At 68.0% G+C, this 18,005-nt stretch carries 15 protein-coding genes; 9 read left to right on the top strand and 6 right to left on the bottom strand.

The features are described from left to right. A partial coding sequence (locus tag F8O03_RS17460) for an aldehyde dehydrogenase family protein (RefSeq protein ID WP_151425004.1) occupies window positions 1-352 on the bottom strand: 352 nt, incomplete at its 3' end. A gap of 188 nt (window positions 353-540) precedes the next feature. On the opposite strand from F8O03_RS17460, the gene F8O03_RS17455 reads away from it, so the two are divergent. After that, window positions 541-1,917 (top strand): NAD-dependent succinate-semialdehyde dehydrogenase, encoded by a 1,377-nt coding sequence (locus F8O03_RS17455; RefSeq protein ID WP_151425003.1) that lies wholly within the window; start codon window positions 541-543, stop codon window positions 1,915-1,917. A gap of 35 nt (window positions 1,918-1,952) precedes the next feature. On the opposite strand, the gene F8O03_RS17450 is transcribed toward F8O03_RS17455, so the two are convergent. Beyond that, window positions 1,953-2,201 carry a DUF6458 family protein gene (locus F8O03_RS17450; RefSeq protein ID WP_151425002.1) on the bottom strand — a complete coding sequence of 83 codons (249 nt, stop codon included), beginning with the start codon at window positions 2,199-2,201 and terminating at the stop codon, window positions 1,953-1,955. A 152-nt stretch (window positions 2,202-2,353) separates the two neighbouring features. On the opposite strand from F8O03_RS17450, the gene F8O03_RS17445 reads away from it, so the two are divergent. The 6 genes from F8O03_RS17445 (at window position 2,354) to F8O03_RS17420 (ending at window position 7,476) form a co-directional block, all read left to right on the top strand. Continuing rightward, the gene (locus F8O03_RS17445; protein ID WP_151425001.1) at window positions 2,354-2,794 is read left to right on the top strand and encodes a pyridoxamine 5'-phosphate oxidase family protein; all 441 of its coding nucleotides are present in this window, start codon (window positions 2,354-2,356) and stop codon (window positions 2,792-2,794) included. Between the two features lie 2 nt (window positions 2,795-2,796). Further along, complete coding sequence (locus tag F8O03_RS17440; RefSeq protein WP_151425000.1) at window positions 2,797-3,912, top strand: class I SAM-dependent methyltransferase; 1,116 nt, start codon at window positions 2,797-2,799, stop codon at window positions 3,910-3,912. A gap of 94 nt (window positions 3,913-4,006) precedes the next feature. Then, entirely contained in the window at window positions 4,007-5,545 is a 1,539-nt protein-coding gene (locus F8O03_RS17435; RefSeq protein ID WP_151424999.1) for a maltokinase N-terminal cap-like domain-containing protein, read from the top strand. Between the two features lie 178 nt (window positions 5,546-5,723). Continuing rightward, complete coding sequence (locus tag F8O03_RS17430) at window positions 5,724-6,020, top strand: hypothetical protein (RefSeq protein ID WP_151424998.1); 297 nt, start codon at window positions 5,724-5,726, stop codon at window positions 6,018-6,020. A 44-nt stretch (window positions 6,021-6,064) separates the two neighbouring features. Further along, window positions 6,065-6,352 (top strand): hypothetical protein, encoded by a 288-nt coding sequence (locus F8O03_RS17425; RefSeq protein ID WP_151424997.1) that lies wholly within the window; start codon window positions 6,065-6,067, stop codon window positions 6,350-6,352. Next, window positions 6,349-7,476 carry a zeta toxin family protein gene (locus F8O03_RS17420; RefSeq protein ID WP_151424996.1) on the top strand — a complete coding sequence of 376 codons (1,128 nt, stop codon included), beginning with the start codon at window positions 6,349-6,351 and terminating at the stop codon, window positions 7,474-7,476. The genes F8O03_RS17425 and F8O03_RS17420 overlap by 4 nt, the downstream gene beginning before the upstream one ends. A gap of 31 nt (window positions 7,477-7,507) precedes the next feature. On the opposite strand, the gene F8O03_RS17415 is transcribed toward F8O03_RS17420, so the two are convergent. Both F8O03_RS17415 and F8O03_RS17410 read right to left on the bottom strand, forming a co-directional pair. After that, complete coding sequence (locus F8O03_RS17415) at window positions 7,508-8,767, bottom strand: alpha/beta hydrolase (protein ID WP_151424995.1); 1,260 nt, start codon at window positions 8,765-8,767, stop codon at window positions 7,508-7,510. 165 nt (window positions 8,768-8,932) lie between these two features. After that, window positions 8,933-9,712 (bottom strand): L-threonylcarbamoyladenylate synthase, encoded by a 780-nt coding sequence (locus tag F8O03_RS17410; RefSeq protein WP_104254793.1) that lies wholly within the window; start codon window positions 9,710-9,712, stop codon window positions 8,933-8,935. Window positions 9,713-9,857: 145 nt separating this feature from the next. Between F8O03_RS17410 and F8O03_RS17405 the strand changes: the two genes are divergently transcribed. Together F8O03_RS17405 and F8O03_RS17400 are read left to right on the top strand one after the other, a co-directional pair. Further along, on the top strand, window positions 9,858-10,808 hold the full coding sequence (locus F8O03_RS17405; protein WP_151424994.1) for a hypothetical protein: 951 nt from the start codon (window positions 9,858-9,860) through the stop codon (window positions 10,806-10,808). A gap of 124 nt (window positions 10,809-10,932) precedes the next feature. Beyond that, a complete protein-coding gene (locus tag F8O03_RS17400) occupies window positions 10,933-11,349 on the top strand; it encodes an META domain-containing protein (RefSeq protein WP_167516628.1) in 417 nt (138 codons plus the stop codon). 15 nt (window positions 11,350-11,364) lie between these two features. Here F8O03_RS17400 and F8O03_RS17395 read toward each other — a convergent pair whose 3' ends face one another. Both F8O03_RS17395 and F8O03_RS17390 read right to left on the bottom strand, forming a co-directional pair. After that, on the bottom strand, window positions 11,365-12,219 hold the full coding sequence (locus F8O03_RS17395) for a hypothetical protein (RefSeq protein WP_151424992.1): 855 nt from the start codon (window positions 12,217-12,219) through the stop codon (window positions 11,365-11,367). A gap of 190 nt (window positions 12,220-12,409) precedes the next feature. Next, window positions 12,410-17,812, bottom strand: a complete 5,403-nt coding sequence (locus F8O03_RS17390; protein ID WP_151424991.1) for a chitinase N-terminal domain-containing protein — start codon at window positions 17,810-17,812, stop codon at window positions 12,410-12,412. Window positions 17,813-18,005: the final 193 nt, after the last annotated feature.

Genomic DNA, 18,005 nt, shown 5'->3' with positions numbered 1-18,005 from the left:
CGGTGGCGAGTTCCACGACCTCGAGGCCGCGCTGGATCTCGCCGGCCGCGTCGGACACGACCTTGCCGTGCTCGGACGTGATGATGCGCGCGAGCTCCAGCTTCCGCTCGTTCAACAGCTCACGGAAGCGGAACAGCACCCCCTGACGCTTCGCCACCGACGCGTTCGACCATCCCGGGAACGCGGCTTTGGCTGCGGCGACCGCGGCGTCGATCTCCGCCTGCTCCGCCAGCGCGACGTTCGCGGTGGCGACGCCGAGGGCGGGATTGAAGACCGGCGAGGTGCGCGCCGGCGTCGTCGTCGCGAGGGCGCCATCGATCCAGTGCTGGATCGTGGGAAGTGCAGAGTCCACGTGTTACTCCTCGAGCTTGTTGGCTGGTGGGACGGGTTGTGTCTGCGGAGCAGAAGCATGGTCAGACTACGGACGGCCACCGACGCCCGAGTGGCGGCTTTGTAGAGGTGAAGGTCAGCATTCGACCAAACTGGCAACGCGTTTTGCGTCAGACTGGCATCGACACGACGGCCGAGCCAAGGAGCGACATGTCCAAGTACCGAGTGCAGAATCCCGCGACTGGCGAGATCATCGAGACCTTCGATGACGCGACGGATGCGCAGATCGAGCAGGCCGTCGAGAGCGCGGACGCGGTGTACCGCGAGTGGCGGGAGCGCAGCGTGCAGGATCGCGCGGCCGTCGTGCGGCGGGTCGCGGAGATCTTCCTCGAGCGCAAGGACGAGCTCGCGCACCTGATCGCCGTCGAGATGGGCAAGTCGGTGCAGGAGTCGATCGACGAGGTCGAGTTCGCGGCGTCGATCATCGACTACTACGGCGTGCACGGCCCGAGCCTCATCACCGATTTCGAGATCCCGAGCACGATTCCGGGCAAGGCGTACATCGAGCACCGCCCCGTCGGTACCCTGCTCGGCGTCATGCCGTGGAACTTCCCGTACTACCAGGTGGCGCGCTTCGCCGCGCCGAACCTCGTGCTCGGCAACACCATCCTGCTCAAGCACGCCGACATCTGCGCGAGGTCTGCGCTGACCATCCAGGAGATCATGGAGCAGGCCGGTGTGCCGGTCGGCGGCTACCAGAACGTCTTCGCGTCCCACGACCAGATCGCGACCCTCATCGCGGATGACCGCGTGCAGGGCATCTCGCTGACGGGTTCCGAGCGTGCGGGCGCGATCATCGGCGCGCAGGCGGGACGCAACCTGAAGAAGTGCGTGCTCGAGCTCGGCGGCATCGACCCGATGGTGGTGCTCGACTCTGACGACGTCGCGGCCGTCGCGAAGCAGGCGTGGGACTTCCGCGTCTACAACGTCGGCCAGGTCTGCAACTCGAACAAGCGCCTCATCGTCATGGATGACATCTACGACGAGTTCGTCGAGGAGCTCAAGAAGCTCGCCACGGGGCTCGTTCCCGGAGACCAGCTCGACCTCGCTGACGGTGCCTTCCCGCCCATGTCGAGCCGGACGGCCGCTGAGACGGTGCACGCTCAGGTGCAGAAGGCCGTGGCAGAGGGTGCGACCCTCGAGGTCGGCGGGGTGCTGTCGGACGGGTCTGGGGCCTACTACTCGCCAGCCGTGCTCACGGGTGTTCCGCGCGACTCCGAGTCGTACGGTGTCGAGATGTTCGGCCCCGTCGCGACCGTCTACCGGGTGTCGAGCGACGAGGAGGCCCTCGAGCTCGCGAACGACTGCGCGCTCGGCCTGGGCGGCTCGGTCTTCTCGACCGACGAGGCGCGTGCCACCCGCGTCGCCCGGCGACTCGAGGTCGGGATGGCGCACGTGAACACGATCGCTGCGGAGGCAGCCGAGTTGCCGTTCGGCGGCGTCAAGAACTCCGGCTTCGGTCGCGAGATGGGCCCCATCGGCATCGGGGAGTTCGCCAACAAGCGGCTCTTCTTCGTCTCCGCCTGAGCCGGGCGAGCGCCCCGTTCAGACGGCGGCGCCGCTCAGTTGCTGCGGTTCGTGCGCTCGATGACTTCCTGACCCGTGTTGGGGTCGATGACCTTGCGGGTCAGCGACGTCGACTGCTTGCGGCGAAGAGCGGACACGAGGCTGATGACGAAGACCACGGCACCCGCTCCCATGAGGATGTAGCCGATCGTCTTGAGGTCGACGAAACCCTCGAGGTCGACGTTGATGGCGAACGCCAGGATGGCGCCGATGACGATGAGTGCGATGCCGCTGCCGTAGCCCATTGGATGACCTCCGTGTCGGATCGAGCGGATGTCGCTCGGGGTGCGTCAAGTTTCGCACCGCTCGCGGCGTATATCGACTCCCGGATGCCGATTCGAACGTGAGCGGGCAAATCGATCAGGCGGCGTCGTGCGGATCAGGCCATGATGGACGCATGGAAGACGATCAGCTCATCACCGTCCTGAGCGACGAAGAAAGCCGCCGCCTGTTGCGGGCGACGACGTTCGGGCGCATCGCGTTCGCCGTGAACGGCCGCGTGGAGATCTATCCGATCAACGTCGTGTTCAGCGAACCCGACGGCGAGATCGTCTTCAAATCTGCGCCGGGTTTCAAGCTCGCGGGAGCGTCCATCGCCAAGGAAGTCGTGTTCCAGTCCGACGCCCTCGGCGACGGGTTCGCGACGAGCCTCGTCGCGCGCGGTGGAGCGAGGGTGCTCAGTACCGAGGCGGAGCTCGAACGGGCAGAGCAGCTCGGCGTGCGCCCCCTCATCGCGACGCCGAAGAACGAGTATGTCGCCATCACCGTGGCCGAGGTCTCGGGTCGCCGCTACATCACCGGTGAAGAGGCAGAGCCGCTCATCGACACCGTCGCCTAGGAATGGCCGACTCCAACCTGGGCACGGCACCCGCCGGCGCGCCTGATCCCGTCGACCGCCTCATCCTGGACGAGGCCGCCGACCTGGGTGGCGTGGATGCGCCGCTCGCGGTCGTCGGTGATGTCACCGGCGCGCTTGCCGTCGCGGCCGCGGAGCGCTTCGACCTCGACACGATCCGCACCTTCCATGACGCACTCTCTGAGGAGCGAGCCAGCGACGAGGCCGTGCGTGCGAGCTTCCGCTCTCTGAAGGCCGTTCGCTTCGGTCTCGAGCCGGCGCTGTTCGACGGCGTGCGGCTCGTGCTGCTGCGCCTCCCGAAGTCGCTCGCCGAGCTCGACGAGATCGTGCGGCTCGCCGCCGCGCACGCGCATCCCGACGTGCGGATCGTCGCGGGTGGTCGCATCAAGCACATGAGTCGCGGCATGAACGAGACGTTGGAGCGCTCGTTCGACGTCGTCACAGCGAGCCTCGGCAGGCAGAAGTCGAGGGTGCTGCACGCGAGCGTCCCGCGGGCCGAGCTGCGTGGTGCGCCATCCGTGTACCCGGTCGTGCAGAGCTCCGAGGAGCTCGGGTTCGCGATCGCGAGCCACGGCGGCGCGTTCGCCGGCCCCCGCCTCGACCTTGGAACGCGCGAGCTGCTCGCCACCCTCCGCGACCTTCCCGCCGACGCGCTTCCGGAGTCTGGTCTCGCGGTGGACCTCGGTTGCGGCACCGGCGTGCTCGCGGTGTCGCTCGCGAGGCTCCGCCCCCGGCTGGAGGTCATCGCGAGCGACCGCTCCTGGGCTGCGGCCGCCTCCGCCCGCGAGACGGTGCGGCTGGCGGGCGTCGAGGACCGGGTGGAGGTGCGTCGGGAGGACGCGGGGTCCAGCATCGAGACCGAGACGGTCGACCTGGTGCTGCTCAACCCGCCCTTCCACGACCGCCACGAGGTCGTCGAGGACATGGCGCATCCGCTCTTCGAGCAGGCTGCGCGCATGCTGAAGCCCGGCGGCGCCATGCTGACGGTGTTCAACTCCGGTCTCGCGCATCGTGCCGCGCTCGAGCGGATCGTCGGCCCGAGCGCGCAGGTCGCTCGAGGCGCGAAGTTCACCGTTGTCCTCAGCCGTAGACGCGACTGATCGTCGCCTGCGCCATGCCAGGCAACACAGCGGCGGATTGACGCAAACCGGCGGGCATCCGGTCGGTAGGCTGATCATCTGAACCGGAGGCGCAATGACCGATCTCATCCACATGCTTCGCGACTGGATGCCGAAGCAGCGCTGGTACTCGGGCGGTGAGGGCCGGGCACCGCAGCTCACCCACCTCGGCAGCTACGTGCTCGCCAACCCGAACGGCGAGGCGGGTGTGCACCTCGTGACGGTGCCGTGCATGCTCGATTCCTCCGGGGACGTGCCGGTCGTCTACCAGGTGCCGATCGTGCTCCGCGAGGTGGATGCTCGCGTGCCCGCCCTCGGCTACATCGGGTCGATCAGCAACGCGGCCGGGCGCGTGAGCGCCGTCGTGGACGGGCCGCACGACATCGCGTTCGCGAAAGCGCTCCTCGCGCTCCTCGAACGTGAGGGGCATGCGACCGGCGCTGGGGGGCGGAGCGACATCGCCGCGTACGGTCTGCCGATGCCGGGGGCCGTGGTCGGCAGCTTCGTCACCAGCCGGGTGCTCTCAGGTGAGCAGTCGAACACGTCCATCATCTGCGAGATGCGGCTGCCGGATGGCAGCGATGCTCCACCGCTCATCCTCAAGGTCTTCCGGATGCTGCACGACGGTGAGAACCCGGAGGTGACGCTCCAATCCGCGCTCACCGCGGCCGGGTCGGTGCGTGTGCCCCCTGCCATCGGGCATCTCTCGGGCTTCTGGCCCGACCCGCGCACGAGCAGCGGGCGCGCGTCGGGGAACTTCGTGTTCGCGCAGGAGTTCCTTCCGGGTGTCGAGGACGCCTGGCGCGTCGCGCTTCGGGCCGCCGAGACGGGTGACGACTTCGGCGACGCCGCCTACACCCTCGGAACGGCAACCGCTGAGGTGCATCGCACGCTGCGCGACGTGCTTCCGAGCGTCGAGGCGACCGTGCCGAAGGTGCAGGCTGAGGTCGCCGCCATGCGCCAGCGACTGGATGCGGCCATCGCGGTCGCACCGTCGCTGGAGCGTCTCCGAGGCGCGGCGGAGGAGGTCTACGCGCGTGCGGCGGACATGAACTGGCCGCGCCTGCAGCGTGTGCACGGAGACCTTCACCTGGGCCAGGTGCTGGCCGTCGAAGATCGCGGCTGGGTGTTCCTCGACTTCGAAGGGGAGCCGTTGCGCAGCATCGAGCAGCGCAACACCGCTGATGCGCCGCAGCGTGACATCGCCGGAATCCTCCGCTCGTTCGACTACGTCGCAGGGTCGCTCGAGATGACGACCGGCCGCAACGTCGCGGGCGATTGGGCTGCGCGGGCCCGCCAGTCGTTCCTCAACGGCTACGCGGCGGCCACGAGCGGCGAGTCGCGGGTCGGTCGACACACGGGGGCGATCACCCTCGACGGTCGGGCGGCCCGCCGACAGTCGCAGGATGCCCGCGGTGGCGACGGCGCGGGCGCGTCAGGCGTTCACCTGCCAATGGACTCGTCGGGGAGCCAACCGCTGAGCGCCGCCGAGGCTGCCGCGCTCATCCGCGTGTTCGAACTCGACAAGGCCCTCTACGAAGTGATCTACGAAGCCTCGCAGAGGCCTGCCTGGCTCCGGATCCCCGTGCGGGCCGTGCAGCGCATCCTCGCCTGAGCGGAGGCGGGCTTGCCACTCGGCCGCGATACCTGACGTCTGGTTGTCGGCGTGGGATGCAGTCGAAGTTGTCCACAGATCAGGCACGGCATCGTTCCGGGTGCGTCCTCGCGACTACGTTCGCGAGTACGCAATCGGAAGGACGTACGTGACGCGTGACAACACTTTCAACAGTTTCGTGAGCGACCCGCGAGGGGTGCCGAGCGCCGGAGGCTACTCGCCCGAGGTGTATGACCTGCTGCTGGACGCGGGGGGCCGGCTGGCTTCGTTCTACGCGGCGAGAGCCGCTCGGGCTCGAAGCGCCCACGAGTACCGGCGCTGGCAGGACAAGCTCGCCGCGCTCAGCGCGGAGGTCGCCGACGTCGATGCGCAGTCGAACGTGAGCGTCGTCACCAAGCGCAACGAGCTGGTCGAGCGCTACCGCGCCGAGACGCGCGGCAGCGAGGGAGCTGGCACCGTGCGCGGTGCGAGCTGACCGCGACGGCGATGCGTGCAGACCACCACGAGGAGAGGACGAGCATGACCGAGGAACCCAAGAACGACGAGCGGGTCGAGCCTGCCGAGCCTGCCGACGACTACGACCCCATGATCTACGACGCGATGCGTGAAGCCGCGAACCGGCTCGGCGGCTTGTACATGGAGCGCTGGCATCAGGCGAGGACCACTGAAGAACGCGACCTGTGGTTGCAGAAGAACATCGCTGTGAGTCTGGAGGCCGATGCCGTCGACAGCTACTCGTTGGCTGAGGTGCAGGCCAAACGGGCAGAACTGGTGCGGAGGTTCGAAGCCGAGGACCGACGGGCATGAGCGCCGGTCACGAGCTCAGCAGGCAGGAGCTCACAGAGCTCTTCGACAACGCGATCGCACCGTGGGTCGAGGCTCGCCTGGCGCGAGCTGCGCCTGGACCCGCGACCCTGGTCCTGGTCGGTGCGCAACCCGGCGCAGGGAAGACGCGTGTCGTCTCACGAGCCAGTCGGGACACGGGCAGCGCCGTCGCCGTGGTCGGGGACGATCTTCGACAGTTTCACCCCGACTACGCGCGTCTCATGCGTGAGGATCCGCTGCGCATGCCGGAGGTGACGGCGCAGGCGGCGGGTGCGTGGGCGCGCATGTCGAGCGACTACCTTCGGGAACGCCAGGCGTCGGTGGTGTTCGAGACGACGTTCAGGCAACCGGACGCGGTCGTGGCGACGGCAAAGGAGTTCCGGGATGCCGGCTACCGCGTCGAGGTGCGTGCGCTTGCCGTTCCCGAGGCCGTCTCACGGCTCGGAGTGCTGTCGCGCTACGCGGAGCAGGTCCGCGATCAGGGAGTCGGCCGCTGGACTCCGCAGGAGTTCCACGACAACGCCGCCGAGCAGATGCCGAAGTCGCTGGAACGTGTGATCTCCGAGGGGTACGTGGACAGGGCGCTCGTCGTCGACCGCGCCGGTCGCACGCTCTACGCCGCCGACATCGACCCCGCCCATGCGACCTCGCCAGGCGCGAGAGACGGCGCCCACGCTCGTGCCGCTGTCGGCCGCGGCAGGGCACTGGGGAACCTCGACCGTGCCTCCGCCCGCTCATGGCTCGGCACGCTCGACCGAGACGCGAACGATGTCCTCGACCGCGCCACTCTGGGCCGCGACGTGCTGTCCACCATCGACGACCTCCGCCGAGACGGCACCCGAATCGCGCCCCTCGCGCACGAACCGAACAGCGCAGCAGCATCCACCGCGACCGCCAAGCTCTCGGCCCTCGGCGAGCGCACCAGCCAAGCGCGAGACTCTCTGGAACGCGGCGCCGGCCACGGCCACGCTGCAGCGCCCCGCACCCGACACGTGCAGTCGCAACTCGCCACGAACCTCGACACGACGATCGCCACCAGTTCCCGACCGAAGCCTGCAAGCGCGCGCACGCACACGCAGCAGGCAACCCCCGGCCAAGAGCGCTGAACCGCCACCCAGATCACCGGGCTGCGTCAGATCAACCGATCCGGCGCAGCTCCGGCTCCCGCACCCGCAGGAACGGCGCATACGGCAGCAGGAACCGCTGCGCGAGCCGACCCAGAACTCCGACATCCGGAGCCAGCTCCACCTCAGCACCACCGCCAACCAGCACCGCCGCCAGATTGCGCTTCGCCGTCGTACCCCACTGCTCCAGAATCGACGTGTGCCCCGTCAACAGGTCCCCGAAAGCCAACGGCGCCCCAGAGGCCCGCTTCTCCTGAGCGGCACCCAGCACACCCGTCTCAAGACGAACAACACCCCGCACGTGCGCCGGATCCGCTCCGTGCCCGAAATGCCCCGCCCGGCCCAGGAACGGGAGATGCACATTGATGCCGAGAATCGGACCCACCGACGGATCCACAGGAGCCAGCAACGCATAGTGCGGCACACGAGCCGACGCAGGCAGATCATCAAGCGACGTCACCCCGTGCCCAAGACCGGCGCTCGACACGTGCACAACACGATCGACGCGCATCCCCAACGACATGGCACGCCCCGTCACCCCGCCGCCGAAGCTGAAGCCGAACGCCGTCAACGCGACCCTTCCATCCCGAGGAATCGCATTCACGAACGCCCCCAGCTTCCGGGCAAGACCGTCCGCCATCGCCGCCGACAACGCCAGCGGGCCACGGGGGAACCGGCCGCCCTGCCACACCACCAGCCCAGCCTCCCCAGCTGGTGCGAGCTTCAACAACTCCGACATCGTGTGCGCCTTGCCCTCGAAGTCCAGCAACCTCGCCTCGTTGCCAGGCACGAAGATGCCCACGGAGGAGACGCCCTCGGCAAACGGGGAAGCCAGGGGATCCTCCGTCTCCGAGATGGCGGTCCCCACGTACTCGACGATCGAATCGCGTTCAGGATCGAACGCCAACACAAACCGTGGCTTCCCTCCACGATCCACGAACCCGCGCCCGCCGTGCAGCTCCTTCAACTGATGCACAAGACGCTCGCGGTCACGAAGCTCACCCCGGCTCGCGTCCGCCAGGATGCTCTTGATCTCGCCACCCGCGAACGCACTCGCGCTGCCGAGAGCCCGCTCGATGGATGCGCCGGATTCGAGCGCTCGGATGGCACGCCCCAGCGATTCCCGATTGGCGCGCACGCGCACCGACCACGGGATGCCGTCGAGGTTGCCGACGAGCAGCGGCACCTGCTGCAGCAGACGCTCACGCTCCGGGGCAGGCAGTGCGCCCCACCACTCCCGCGTCGTCGCAGCGGACGGCGGCGCGTTCAGCACGCGGCGCAGGCGCCCGCGCGAGATCGGCCTCGACTCGATCAGGCGGGTGAGGTCAGCTAACGAAGAACGGGCTCGCACGCAGAAAGCGTAGCGAGCCCGTCCGACAATCCACGACGTGAATCTGCCGAGACGCAGGAGGCGGTCAGCCCCCGGTGCGAACCAGAATCAGTAGTACTCGCCCTGGCGGAAGTCCCAGCTGTTGAACGATTCGGCGAGGATCGCCATGATGCGGTTGATGTCGAGGCCCTTGCGGATCACGACGGGCGCCGGCGAGATCGAGCGCTGGCCGCCCTGCTCGGGGATGAGGGTGCCGTCGGCGTCCACCATCGAGATCATGACGCCCTGCTCGTGGCGCGTCTCCGTCGTCGCCTCCGGCTGGATCGACGCGACGTAGTCGTTGGCCTCGATGATGAGGTCCGCGCGGTCGTGGATGCGCTCGCCGATGCCCTCGACAAGGCCGCGGTTGCCCTTGCCGGACGGGTTCGCGGAGCTGGCGAACGCGAAGCGGCCGTGCTTCTCGTAGAGCTCCTTCGCGAGCTTCTCGCCGGGGACGCCGAACTTGATGACGAAGCAGCTCGTGCCGCGGCCGTCCATCATGAGCTCCTTGGTGCCGTCATCGGGGAGGGCGGCGACGGCCTCTTCCTTCCAGGGCAGGATGCAGCCGAGGAGGATGTCGTCGTTCCAGTGGCGCTCGTAGAACGCGTCGATCTCCGGCGTGAGCTGCGCGAGCGCACGGAGCTGCTCGAGCGAGCCGCAGAGCACGACGCCCGGCTTGTTGCGGTTGCGCTCCTTCGCCTCGAACTTGCGCTCGAGTCCCTCCTTGTCGGAGGTCATGATGATGTAGCCGACCTTCGTCGGGACGACGACGAGTCCGCCGTCTCCGGTGAGGATGTCGACGGCTTCTGGCTGCACGTCGCCGTTCCACGCGATCAATTTGCTGTCCATAGCTGCGTTTCTCTCGAGAGTGGTGCTCGGGCTCGTCGAGCCGGAGTGAACTGTCGCGTCCGCTTGGGTCGCGTCGAGCATCGATCCTACTTGGTGTTGGCGCTCGGCCAGGGTCGGGGGAGGCTCCGCCCGTAGGGTTGAGGGCATGGAGACTCCCCAGCAGGCCCCAGAAGACGGTGCTTCTCCCGAGTCCGAGCTTGAGACGCTGGTCGTCGCGTCCGGTTCCCGCCCGACCACCTCTGACGAGGCGGCTGCTGTGCTCGAGCGCTTCCTGCGCGAGACGGTTCCGCCGATCTTCGCCCTCGACCCGACCATGGACGTGCGCGGTTTCGATGCGGCGCGCGTCACCGCGCATCCTCTCGCCGGCGACCTCGTGGGGCTCGACCTCGACTTCACCGGCCTCGAGGTGACCCTCGATCCGACGGTAGTGGACACCCCGCCGACGCCCGACTTCCCTGCGTTCGGCACCGAGGTATCGAGGACGGATGCGAAGGTCGCCGAAGTGCGTGCGCGTGCACTCCCCATCCGCATCCAGGACGTCGACGTCGATGCGACGGTCACGGCCACCGGGGTGCACGTCGATTGGGCGGAGGACGACCTCGGTCAGCTGGCCCTCGCGCTCAAGCGCGGCATGGCCGGGGGTGAGGCCGTGACGGTCTTCCCCGTCGATGCCCTGTCGATCGATCTGTCGGCGCAGCAGCAGGCGGTGTCGGACGCGGTGATCAGGTTGGTGCAGGAGTCGGCTGCCAGCCAGGGCTTCAGGGTGCCGCGCCTGGAGTTCGAGCTGACGCAGGCCGGGCCTCGCGGAGCGCGTGTGCACGTCTCGGGCAACGTGAAGCGGGGGCTGCTGGGCGCCAGTCTGCACTTCACGACGGAGGCTCAGCTCGGCGACGACCTCAAGCTGCGGCTGCTCAAGCCCGCGCTCACGAGCCACAACCCCATCATCGGGCTGCTCCTGCTCGCCGTGCGGAAGCAGATCCGCGAAGAATTGAAGGACCCCATCGACCTGCGCGACCTGCAGCTCGACCCGCTGAAACTCGACGATGTGCAGTTCGAGGTCGGCGAGCGCCTGCGGCTGCGCCTCGACTACAAGTAGACGCGCGGCGGCGGAGGCCGCGCCTTCCCGGGGAAACGCAGCGCTTCATGGCCGAGAGGAAGGACGCTCCGTAAGGTGATGACGAGAGGATGAGCGGAGAAAGCCCGCGGAGACCGGAGGAATCGTGCACAGCCAGCCCAAGTCCCGCCGCGCTCGGGTGGCCTTGTCGTTCCTCGCCCTCGTCGCCCTCGCTCCTGCAGGCTGTGCTCCGCCGTCGCTCTCTGAAGCGGAACTGGTCGGCACCTGGGCGGTCAGCCGATCACCAGCTGGTGTCCCTCCCGAGTTCGCGATGGCGACGATCGAATTCACCGACGAATACGCCTTCACCGGAGCTGGTTGCAATGGTGCAGGTGGTGCCTATTCTGTGCGAGGCAACGCAATCCGGATAGGCTCCTGGGCAGCGACGGAGGTGGGTTGCGATCCGAAACTTCACGAGGTAGAAGACCTGCTCTACAGCGGCTTCACGGAGCTCACCATCGAAGGTGAAGAGATCGTGATGTCAACGTCGGCCGGAGAAGCCCGTTTCGTTCGCGAGGACTGAACCCCGAGGTTCGCGTCAGCCGGAATCTCCGCTCGACCGAACCTCCCGCAGAGCGACGGCGATCTGCTCCGTTTTTCCGAAGCCCGTGAGGCCCAGCCAGAGCATCAACGTCGAAGACGCGAACGAAGCCATGCGCGGAAACTCTTCGCCGCCTGAAAGGGCGAGCTGAGCGCCGGTGGCCGCGACCACCGCAACGGTCGCGCTGGCCGCGATGGGGACGAGCAATGGGTAGACGGCACGTCGCTGATCGATACCTGCCTGCAGCTCCTCGAGCCTGGCGGTATTGATGCGTATGCGGTCGTTCGCGGGATTGATGGATTGCTCGAGGAGCCTTCTTGTGCCGCGATCAAGCGCAGCATCCCGGTGAGCGATAGCCAGCCAGGCGAGCAGGAGCACGAGTGGGAGCACCAGCGCTCCGGTCACGCCGAACAGTGCGGCACCGAGGCCCGTCTGCCAGGGCTCGGGAGCATCGGTGAGGCCCAGGGACATCCAGACGCCCGCGCCCGCGCCGAGGAGTCCTGCGATGATCAGGGCGCGCATGCGCGCTGGTGGCAACAGGGGTGGGAGATGCTCCAGGGTGGCGCGCCAGCCGAGTGTTGCGATCGGTACGTCAGTGACATCCATTTCGCGGATCTCACCTGGGCCCAGAGCAGTGAGGACACCCGGTCCGGCCTTCGCCATCCTGGCGTCACCCCAGCGAAGGCCAAGCAGCGCCGCTGGCACCAAGACGAGAGGGAACCCGACGATGGCGATGAAGATCACCCATCCAGTCGGAGTGCCGAGCAGTGCAGCAGCGGCCACGATTCCAATGAGCAGCAGGGCAGCCGCGAGGACGGCGAACATGCCTGTGCGGTTGCGGTCCTTCGGCATCGACGCCTCCATTGTCGGATCACCTGTCGGCCAGCACTGTGAACCGTTCGGTTGCTGACCAACGCTATCGAACGGGCGTTGCGAGTAACTGGAGACCGGTGGTCCCGTCGAGTGCCGTCGGCTCGTCCTCGAGTGCCGCTGGCTGGGCGCCGCATCCACCTGCGATACGGCGCCCGACCTGTGGGTGCAGCTACTTCGTGACCGAGACCGTGTGCGTCGCGCTCACGGTGCTGCCGGCGGCGTTGATGAGCTCGACCGTGTACTCGTACTGACCCGGGGGGTTGCCGGCGACGTCCAGCACCGCCTTCTGGGCTGCGGGGCTCGCTGCGGTGAGCGTGCCGGCACCGACCTCGACACCGTTCTCGAGGAACCGGTAGGAGGTGGCGTTGGTGCCCCACCAGAGGTTCGCGGTGACGGTGTAGCTGCCGTCGCCGTCCCAGTTGTCCGAGGAGAGGGACGGTGCGCCGGGGGAGGCGTTGGTCACCGTCACCGTGAGCGATTCTGTCGAGGTCGTTCCCTTCGAGTTCACCAGCTCACCGGTGAAGACGTAGGTTCCGTTCTTCAGGCCGGCGATGTCGACGGCAGCTGACTGTGCCGCCGGCGAGTTCATGGTGAGCGGTGTCGTGCTGACCAGCTGGCCGTCTCGGTAGAGGCGGAAGACGGAGCCGTTCTCGCCCCACCAGAGGTTCATGGTCAGCTGGAACTCGCCGTCGCGGAGGCCGGTGTTCCAGCCGTCGTTGGAGGAGAGCACGCCCTTGCCCGGCGCCTTCGTCGCGCCGTCGTCCGTGGGCGCTTCGCTCAGGGTCACGGGTGCGGTCGCGGCCGATCGTGGGCTTTCCCCGGAGGCGTTGACGCCGGTCACCTCGTAGGAGTGCGTCGAGCCGGAAGCGAGTCCCTCGACGGTGCAGCTGGTCTCCGTTGTCTCGCAGACCGGGTCCGAACCGCCCGCCTCGTACACGCGGTAGCCGGTGAACGCCGCACCGGTGTCCTCGAGGTCGTCCCAGGAGACGGTGATGGCGGTATCGCCCGCCTGCGCTGCGACCGCGTTCTGCGGGGTGCCGGGCAGCGTCTCGTCGGCGACTGCCAGCCAGGAGATGACGGGCTTCTCGCCGCCGGCGCCCTCGTTGGTCACGAGGTAGTCGACCGTGGCCGCCTCCGAGAGCGTGAAGGTCAGTCCTGCGGAGAGCTTGGGTGTGGAGCCGGAGAGCGGGATGCTTCCCTTCGCGAGCTCCGTGCCGTTGACCGACACGGTCTGGTACATGGTCCTGCTCAGGTTCCACCACTCGGTGAAGCCGCCGGTCAGCGTGTAGGTGCCGGGTTCCAGCGGGAGCCGGTAGCTCAGCTTGGTGGTGTCCTGGTACAGGCCGGTCGAGTACTTGTCCTTGACGTCGGTCCCGGTCTTCAGCTTCATGCCGTCGGCGACATGTCCCCATTGCTCAGCTGACGTGGAGACCTGGTCGACCTTGTCGTTGCGCAGTGCGTCGACGGCGCCTGACACTGCCGCGTATTGCGGTGAGGCGACACCGTTCGTCCCGGCGTCGATGAAGTAGACGAGCCCTGGCGGCACGATCTCGTACTGCGCGACGACTGGTGCGTCACTGTCGTCGAGGCGTCCCTTCGCTGTGATCGTCTCGTACTCGGTGCGGGCCTGCTCGTGGGCGGCTGGCTCCCACGTGACGGCACGTTCGGCGTCTGCGACCGTCACCGTGGCGGGGAGCGGGTCGTCGGTGCCGAGCACGCCCTGCACGCCGAGGTCCCGGGGCAGCGTCTGCACGTAGACGAGCGCGAGTCGCGCGTTGTACCCGCTTGTCCCGTTGGTGCCGAACTCCAGCTGGACGACCGCTTCCTCGTCGAGCGTGAGCGTCTGCGCGATCGGCGTCGCCGCCCCTGTCGAGACCGCCGTCTTCGAGGTGGTCTCACCGTTCGCGGTGAGCTTCGCGGACAGGTTCGTCGTGAGTCCCGCACGTGGAGCCTGCACTCCGACGATGTTGTAGGAACCGGCGGGGAGTGTCAGGGAGTAGGTGACGGGCTTGTTGAAGTCGGCGCCGATGTACGACGATCCCCAGTCCTGCGGCGTGCCGCCCGCGAGCGTTGTCGCAGCGGTCGCATACCCCCACGTGCTGCCTGGGGCCGCGCCGTCCCACTTCTGGTCGGCGGTCTCGTTGCGAAGCTTGGGTGAGACGGCCGCTGCGGCCGCATGAGCGGAGCCTGCTGCCGAACCGCTGGAGCCGGAGTCGATGAAGTAGTCGAGATCGGCGGGGACGACGAGCACGCTCGCCGAGAAGCGCTGGTAGACGCCGGCTTCGGTCTTCTCCGTGGTGCGGCCGCTGGCCGTGAAGCTCGCAAGCTCACCCGTGGTCCGTGCGCTGGCGTTCGACGCGGCAGTCCAGATGACGTCCACCTCGGTCCCCGACAGCGTGAGGGAACCGGGCAGGGCACGTTCGGCGGCGGTGATGGCGACGGAACCCAGGTCGGTCACGTCGGCGCTCACATCCTTCGGGGTGAGCGCGTCTGCAGCGGATGCGAGTCGCGCTTCGATCGCCGTCGCCCCCTCGACGTCGAGTCCGTACCCGAGCGGGTCGGCGATCGCGGTCTGCGCCGCCGTCCGAGCGGCAGCGAACGGGGCCCATGACTGGGGTGCGTAGTCCGCCTCGACGAGCTGCGCGACGCTGGAGACGGCTTCGGTGAGTGCTCCCGTGTCGACTCGCGCCGAATCCGCGACCGCACTGATCGTGGCGACCGAGTCGACGTTGATCGAGCTGTCGTTGGCCGTCTTGACGACGACCGTGTGGGCGCCGTTGGCGAGGCCGCGGAGCGTGAACGTGGTTCGGGCGCTGCCTGCGCTCCAGGTCGGGGCTCCGAGGACGACGGGGATCCCATCCACCTCGACATCAAGCGTTGCAGTTCCGGGGTTGGAGCCGATGATGTCCAGGCCCGTTCCGGTGAAGGAGTAGCTCAGCGCGGCGCCCTTGGCGGTGCTCTTGGATGCGGTTCGCTGCCACTCGAACATGCCCTGTCCGTTGACGTGGCTCCAGTTGGCGTCGAACTCGAGCACCGGCGTCGACGTGTTCGACCAGCTGCTCTGGTGCATCCCATCGATGATCTGCGTGGCGTATGGCGTGTATCCGGGCAGCGTCTGGATCTTCAGGTTGTCGAACTGCACGAAGTTGAAGCTGGATCCGAGTTGGATGCGCCCCGTGGCCTGCGGTGCGGCATCCGTGTACGTGGCGATCTGCACGCCGTTGATCGATGCCGTGTACGTGTCGGCGGCGACGGTCACGGCGATGGTGTTCCAGACGCCCGCGCCTGCAGTGAACGCGACGTCTGCGTTGCCTGCCACGGTGCCCGTGGAGAGCGTCGTGCCGTAGCGCGTGAAGGTCCACGCTCCGGTGGGCTCGACCTTCAGCTCGGCTGCCGAGACGTTCTGCCCGTTCGCCGTGCCGCCCTGCTCTCGGGCGCCGATGGTGGCGTACTGCGCCCCCGCGGCCTCGAAGAGCACGTCGGCCGACACCGTGTAGTTCGCCCACCGGGCGTCACCGATCGTCGTCTTGGGGTCGCCGCTGTTCCAGGCGCCGCCGGCCATACCTGGGCCAACCTGCTGCCTGAGCGCGCGGCCGTGGGTGGCGTCGGCCGTGGCGACAGACTCGAATGCGCCGTTGGTGTCGTTCGTGTACCGGGGGGTCACGCCCTGATCTTCTGGCTGCAGGGCTGGCGTCCCGCTCGGCTTCTCCTTGGCGCCGCGGCTGTCCAGGAATGACTCCCCGGAGTCGACAAGCGATCCGGTGGCCGGGTCGTAGCCGCTGATGTTGCCGGTGCTGGCGTAGTCGAAGTCGTCGGCGTAGAGGAACGCGTCGTCGGCGACACCGTTCTGGGCGCCGGTCGAGTCGGTGTCCAGGACGTCGCGGCCGCCGGCCGGGTCCGTGTATTCGGGGGACGTCGGCAGCGCGCTCGCGTAGCCGTCCTTGGCGGACAGCGTGCCGTCGGCTGCTGCTGTCGCCTGGTCGAGCGTCGTGAGGGTCATCGAGGACCAGGGCTTGACCTCGACGGTGTAGAGCCCGTCCCCGTTCGGCTCGATCTCCCCGACGGGTGCGAGGTAGTTGGCGTTGTACGCCTGCCCCTCGTCCGCGGCGCGCGTCTCCCAGAGCTCCGCTGTGCGGTCTGCGCCGAGCGCCATGTCCTTCGCCGTGATGCGGTAGGTCTTCGTGAAGCTGCTGTCGTTGATGATGACGGTCGAGAAGTCGGTGGCATCGGGAGCCGCGAGGGTCGTGAAGGACGCCCCTCCCAGACGGGCGCCATCCGGCGGGTTGCCCTTCCCGAGCTCGCTGTCGGAGGCCTGCGGGATGGCGCGCCAGATGCCGGCGGTGTTGTCGTCGTTCTCCCATCCGAGCTTCGCGAACTTGGTGAACTGCTCGATCATGGCGAGACCGCCGTCGTAGTACAGCCAGCCGGACCACGGGTCGCGGGCGCTCACGAGTTCCTTGGAGGAGTACTGGAAGCCGTCGTAGAACGAGCCGATCGCGGGCTGGAAGATGTTGAGGGTGCGTCGGGACTCGTCGAACCCGGTCGTGACCCAGTTGCCCATCTCGAGGGCGCTGTTCGGCCCGCCGAATCCGGTGCCCGTTCCGCCCCGCTCGTCGCTGTTGGTGTTGTTCGGACGGTCGGCGGAGTTGGAGAACGTGGACTGCCCCTCTGAGTTCCACACCTCCTTGTCGAGCTGCTCGGCCACCTTCGTGAGGTTGCCGGCGCTGTCGTCGGCGCTCGAGTAGTGGAAGCCGACGACGTCCACCGCGTCACGCAGCGACGAATCGGTCGGGGACATCATCTCGTTGCCGAACGACACCGGCGGGGTTCCGACCGTGTCGGCGGCGACGGTCTCGATGGATCGGTAGAGGTCCCGCTCCTCATCCGAGGCGAAGCCGCTGTTCGGGTCTGCCGTGCTCGTGCCCTCGTAGCCCTTCTCGTCGCCGCGGAGCCAGCCGGAGAAGTCCTTGTACAGCTGGATCTCGGGGGTACGCGTCTCGTTGGCGTCCGGGTTGATGGAGTCGACCATGATCCCGTACTCGCGGTAGGCGGCGAGCACGGTGTTCTTGAACCAGATGTACTGGGCGGCGTGGTCGGTGGCCCAGGCTGGGCGGTTCCAGCGCAGGATGCTCACGTGCACGTCGCCGTGTGCGACGAGCTGCGCGTCGGCGGCGAGCTGGAAGCCGGGCTCGCGCTTCACGTTGGGGTACTCGTCACGCGTGCGCATCGTCGACGGGTTCGGTCCCGTGGAGGTGTTGCGGTCGTTGCCCATCTCGATCTTGATGGTGTTCATGATGGGGCGGTCGCCCCCGAAGAGGGTCTCGATGAGCTCCCAGTACTTCTCCGGATGCTGCGCCTTGTAGTCGAGGAGCAGCGCGCTCGTCGAGTTGGCGGTGAGGACGCCGAAGCCCTTGAAGGTGAGCCCGTTCACGTTCTCGGCGGCCGCCGCGACGTCCGCGCCGTCGATGGTCACCGAGACCGGGTCGGCTCCCGCGGCCTGGGCGGGTGTCGGAGAGACGAGGACCGGGGCGATCATCGCCACCGCCGTCGCCGCGATGAGTGCGAGACTCATCCGCCTCCTGCGAGTGCTCGGGGTGCTCGAGACTCGACCGAGCCGCTGGTCCTGAGGCATGTGCGCTCTCCGTTCTGTGCGCTGTCCGCGCTGCCTCGTCGGGCGAGTGCGCGGGGGGCACGACTGTGTGCTTCCGAGCTGATCCTGGTGGGGGCCCGGGGAAACCGCCAGCAAAACGAACAGGATCGTTCAT

The organism is Pseudoclavibacter terrae (assembly GCF_008831075.1).
GTDB lineage: Bacteria > Actinomycetota > Actinomycetes > Actinomycetales > Microbacteriaceae > Pseudoclavibacter > Pseudoclavibacter terrae.
The sequence above is the reverse complement of the archived record's forward strand: the minus strand, read 5'-3'. Positions and strand labels throughout refer to the sequence as shown.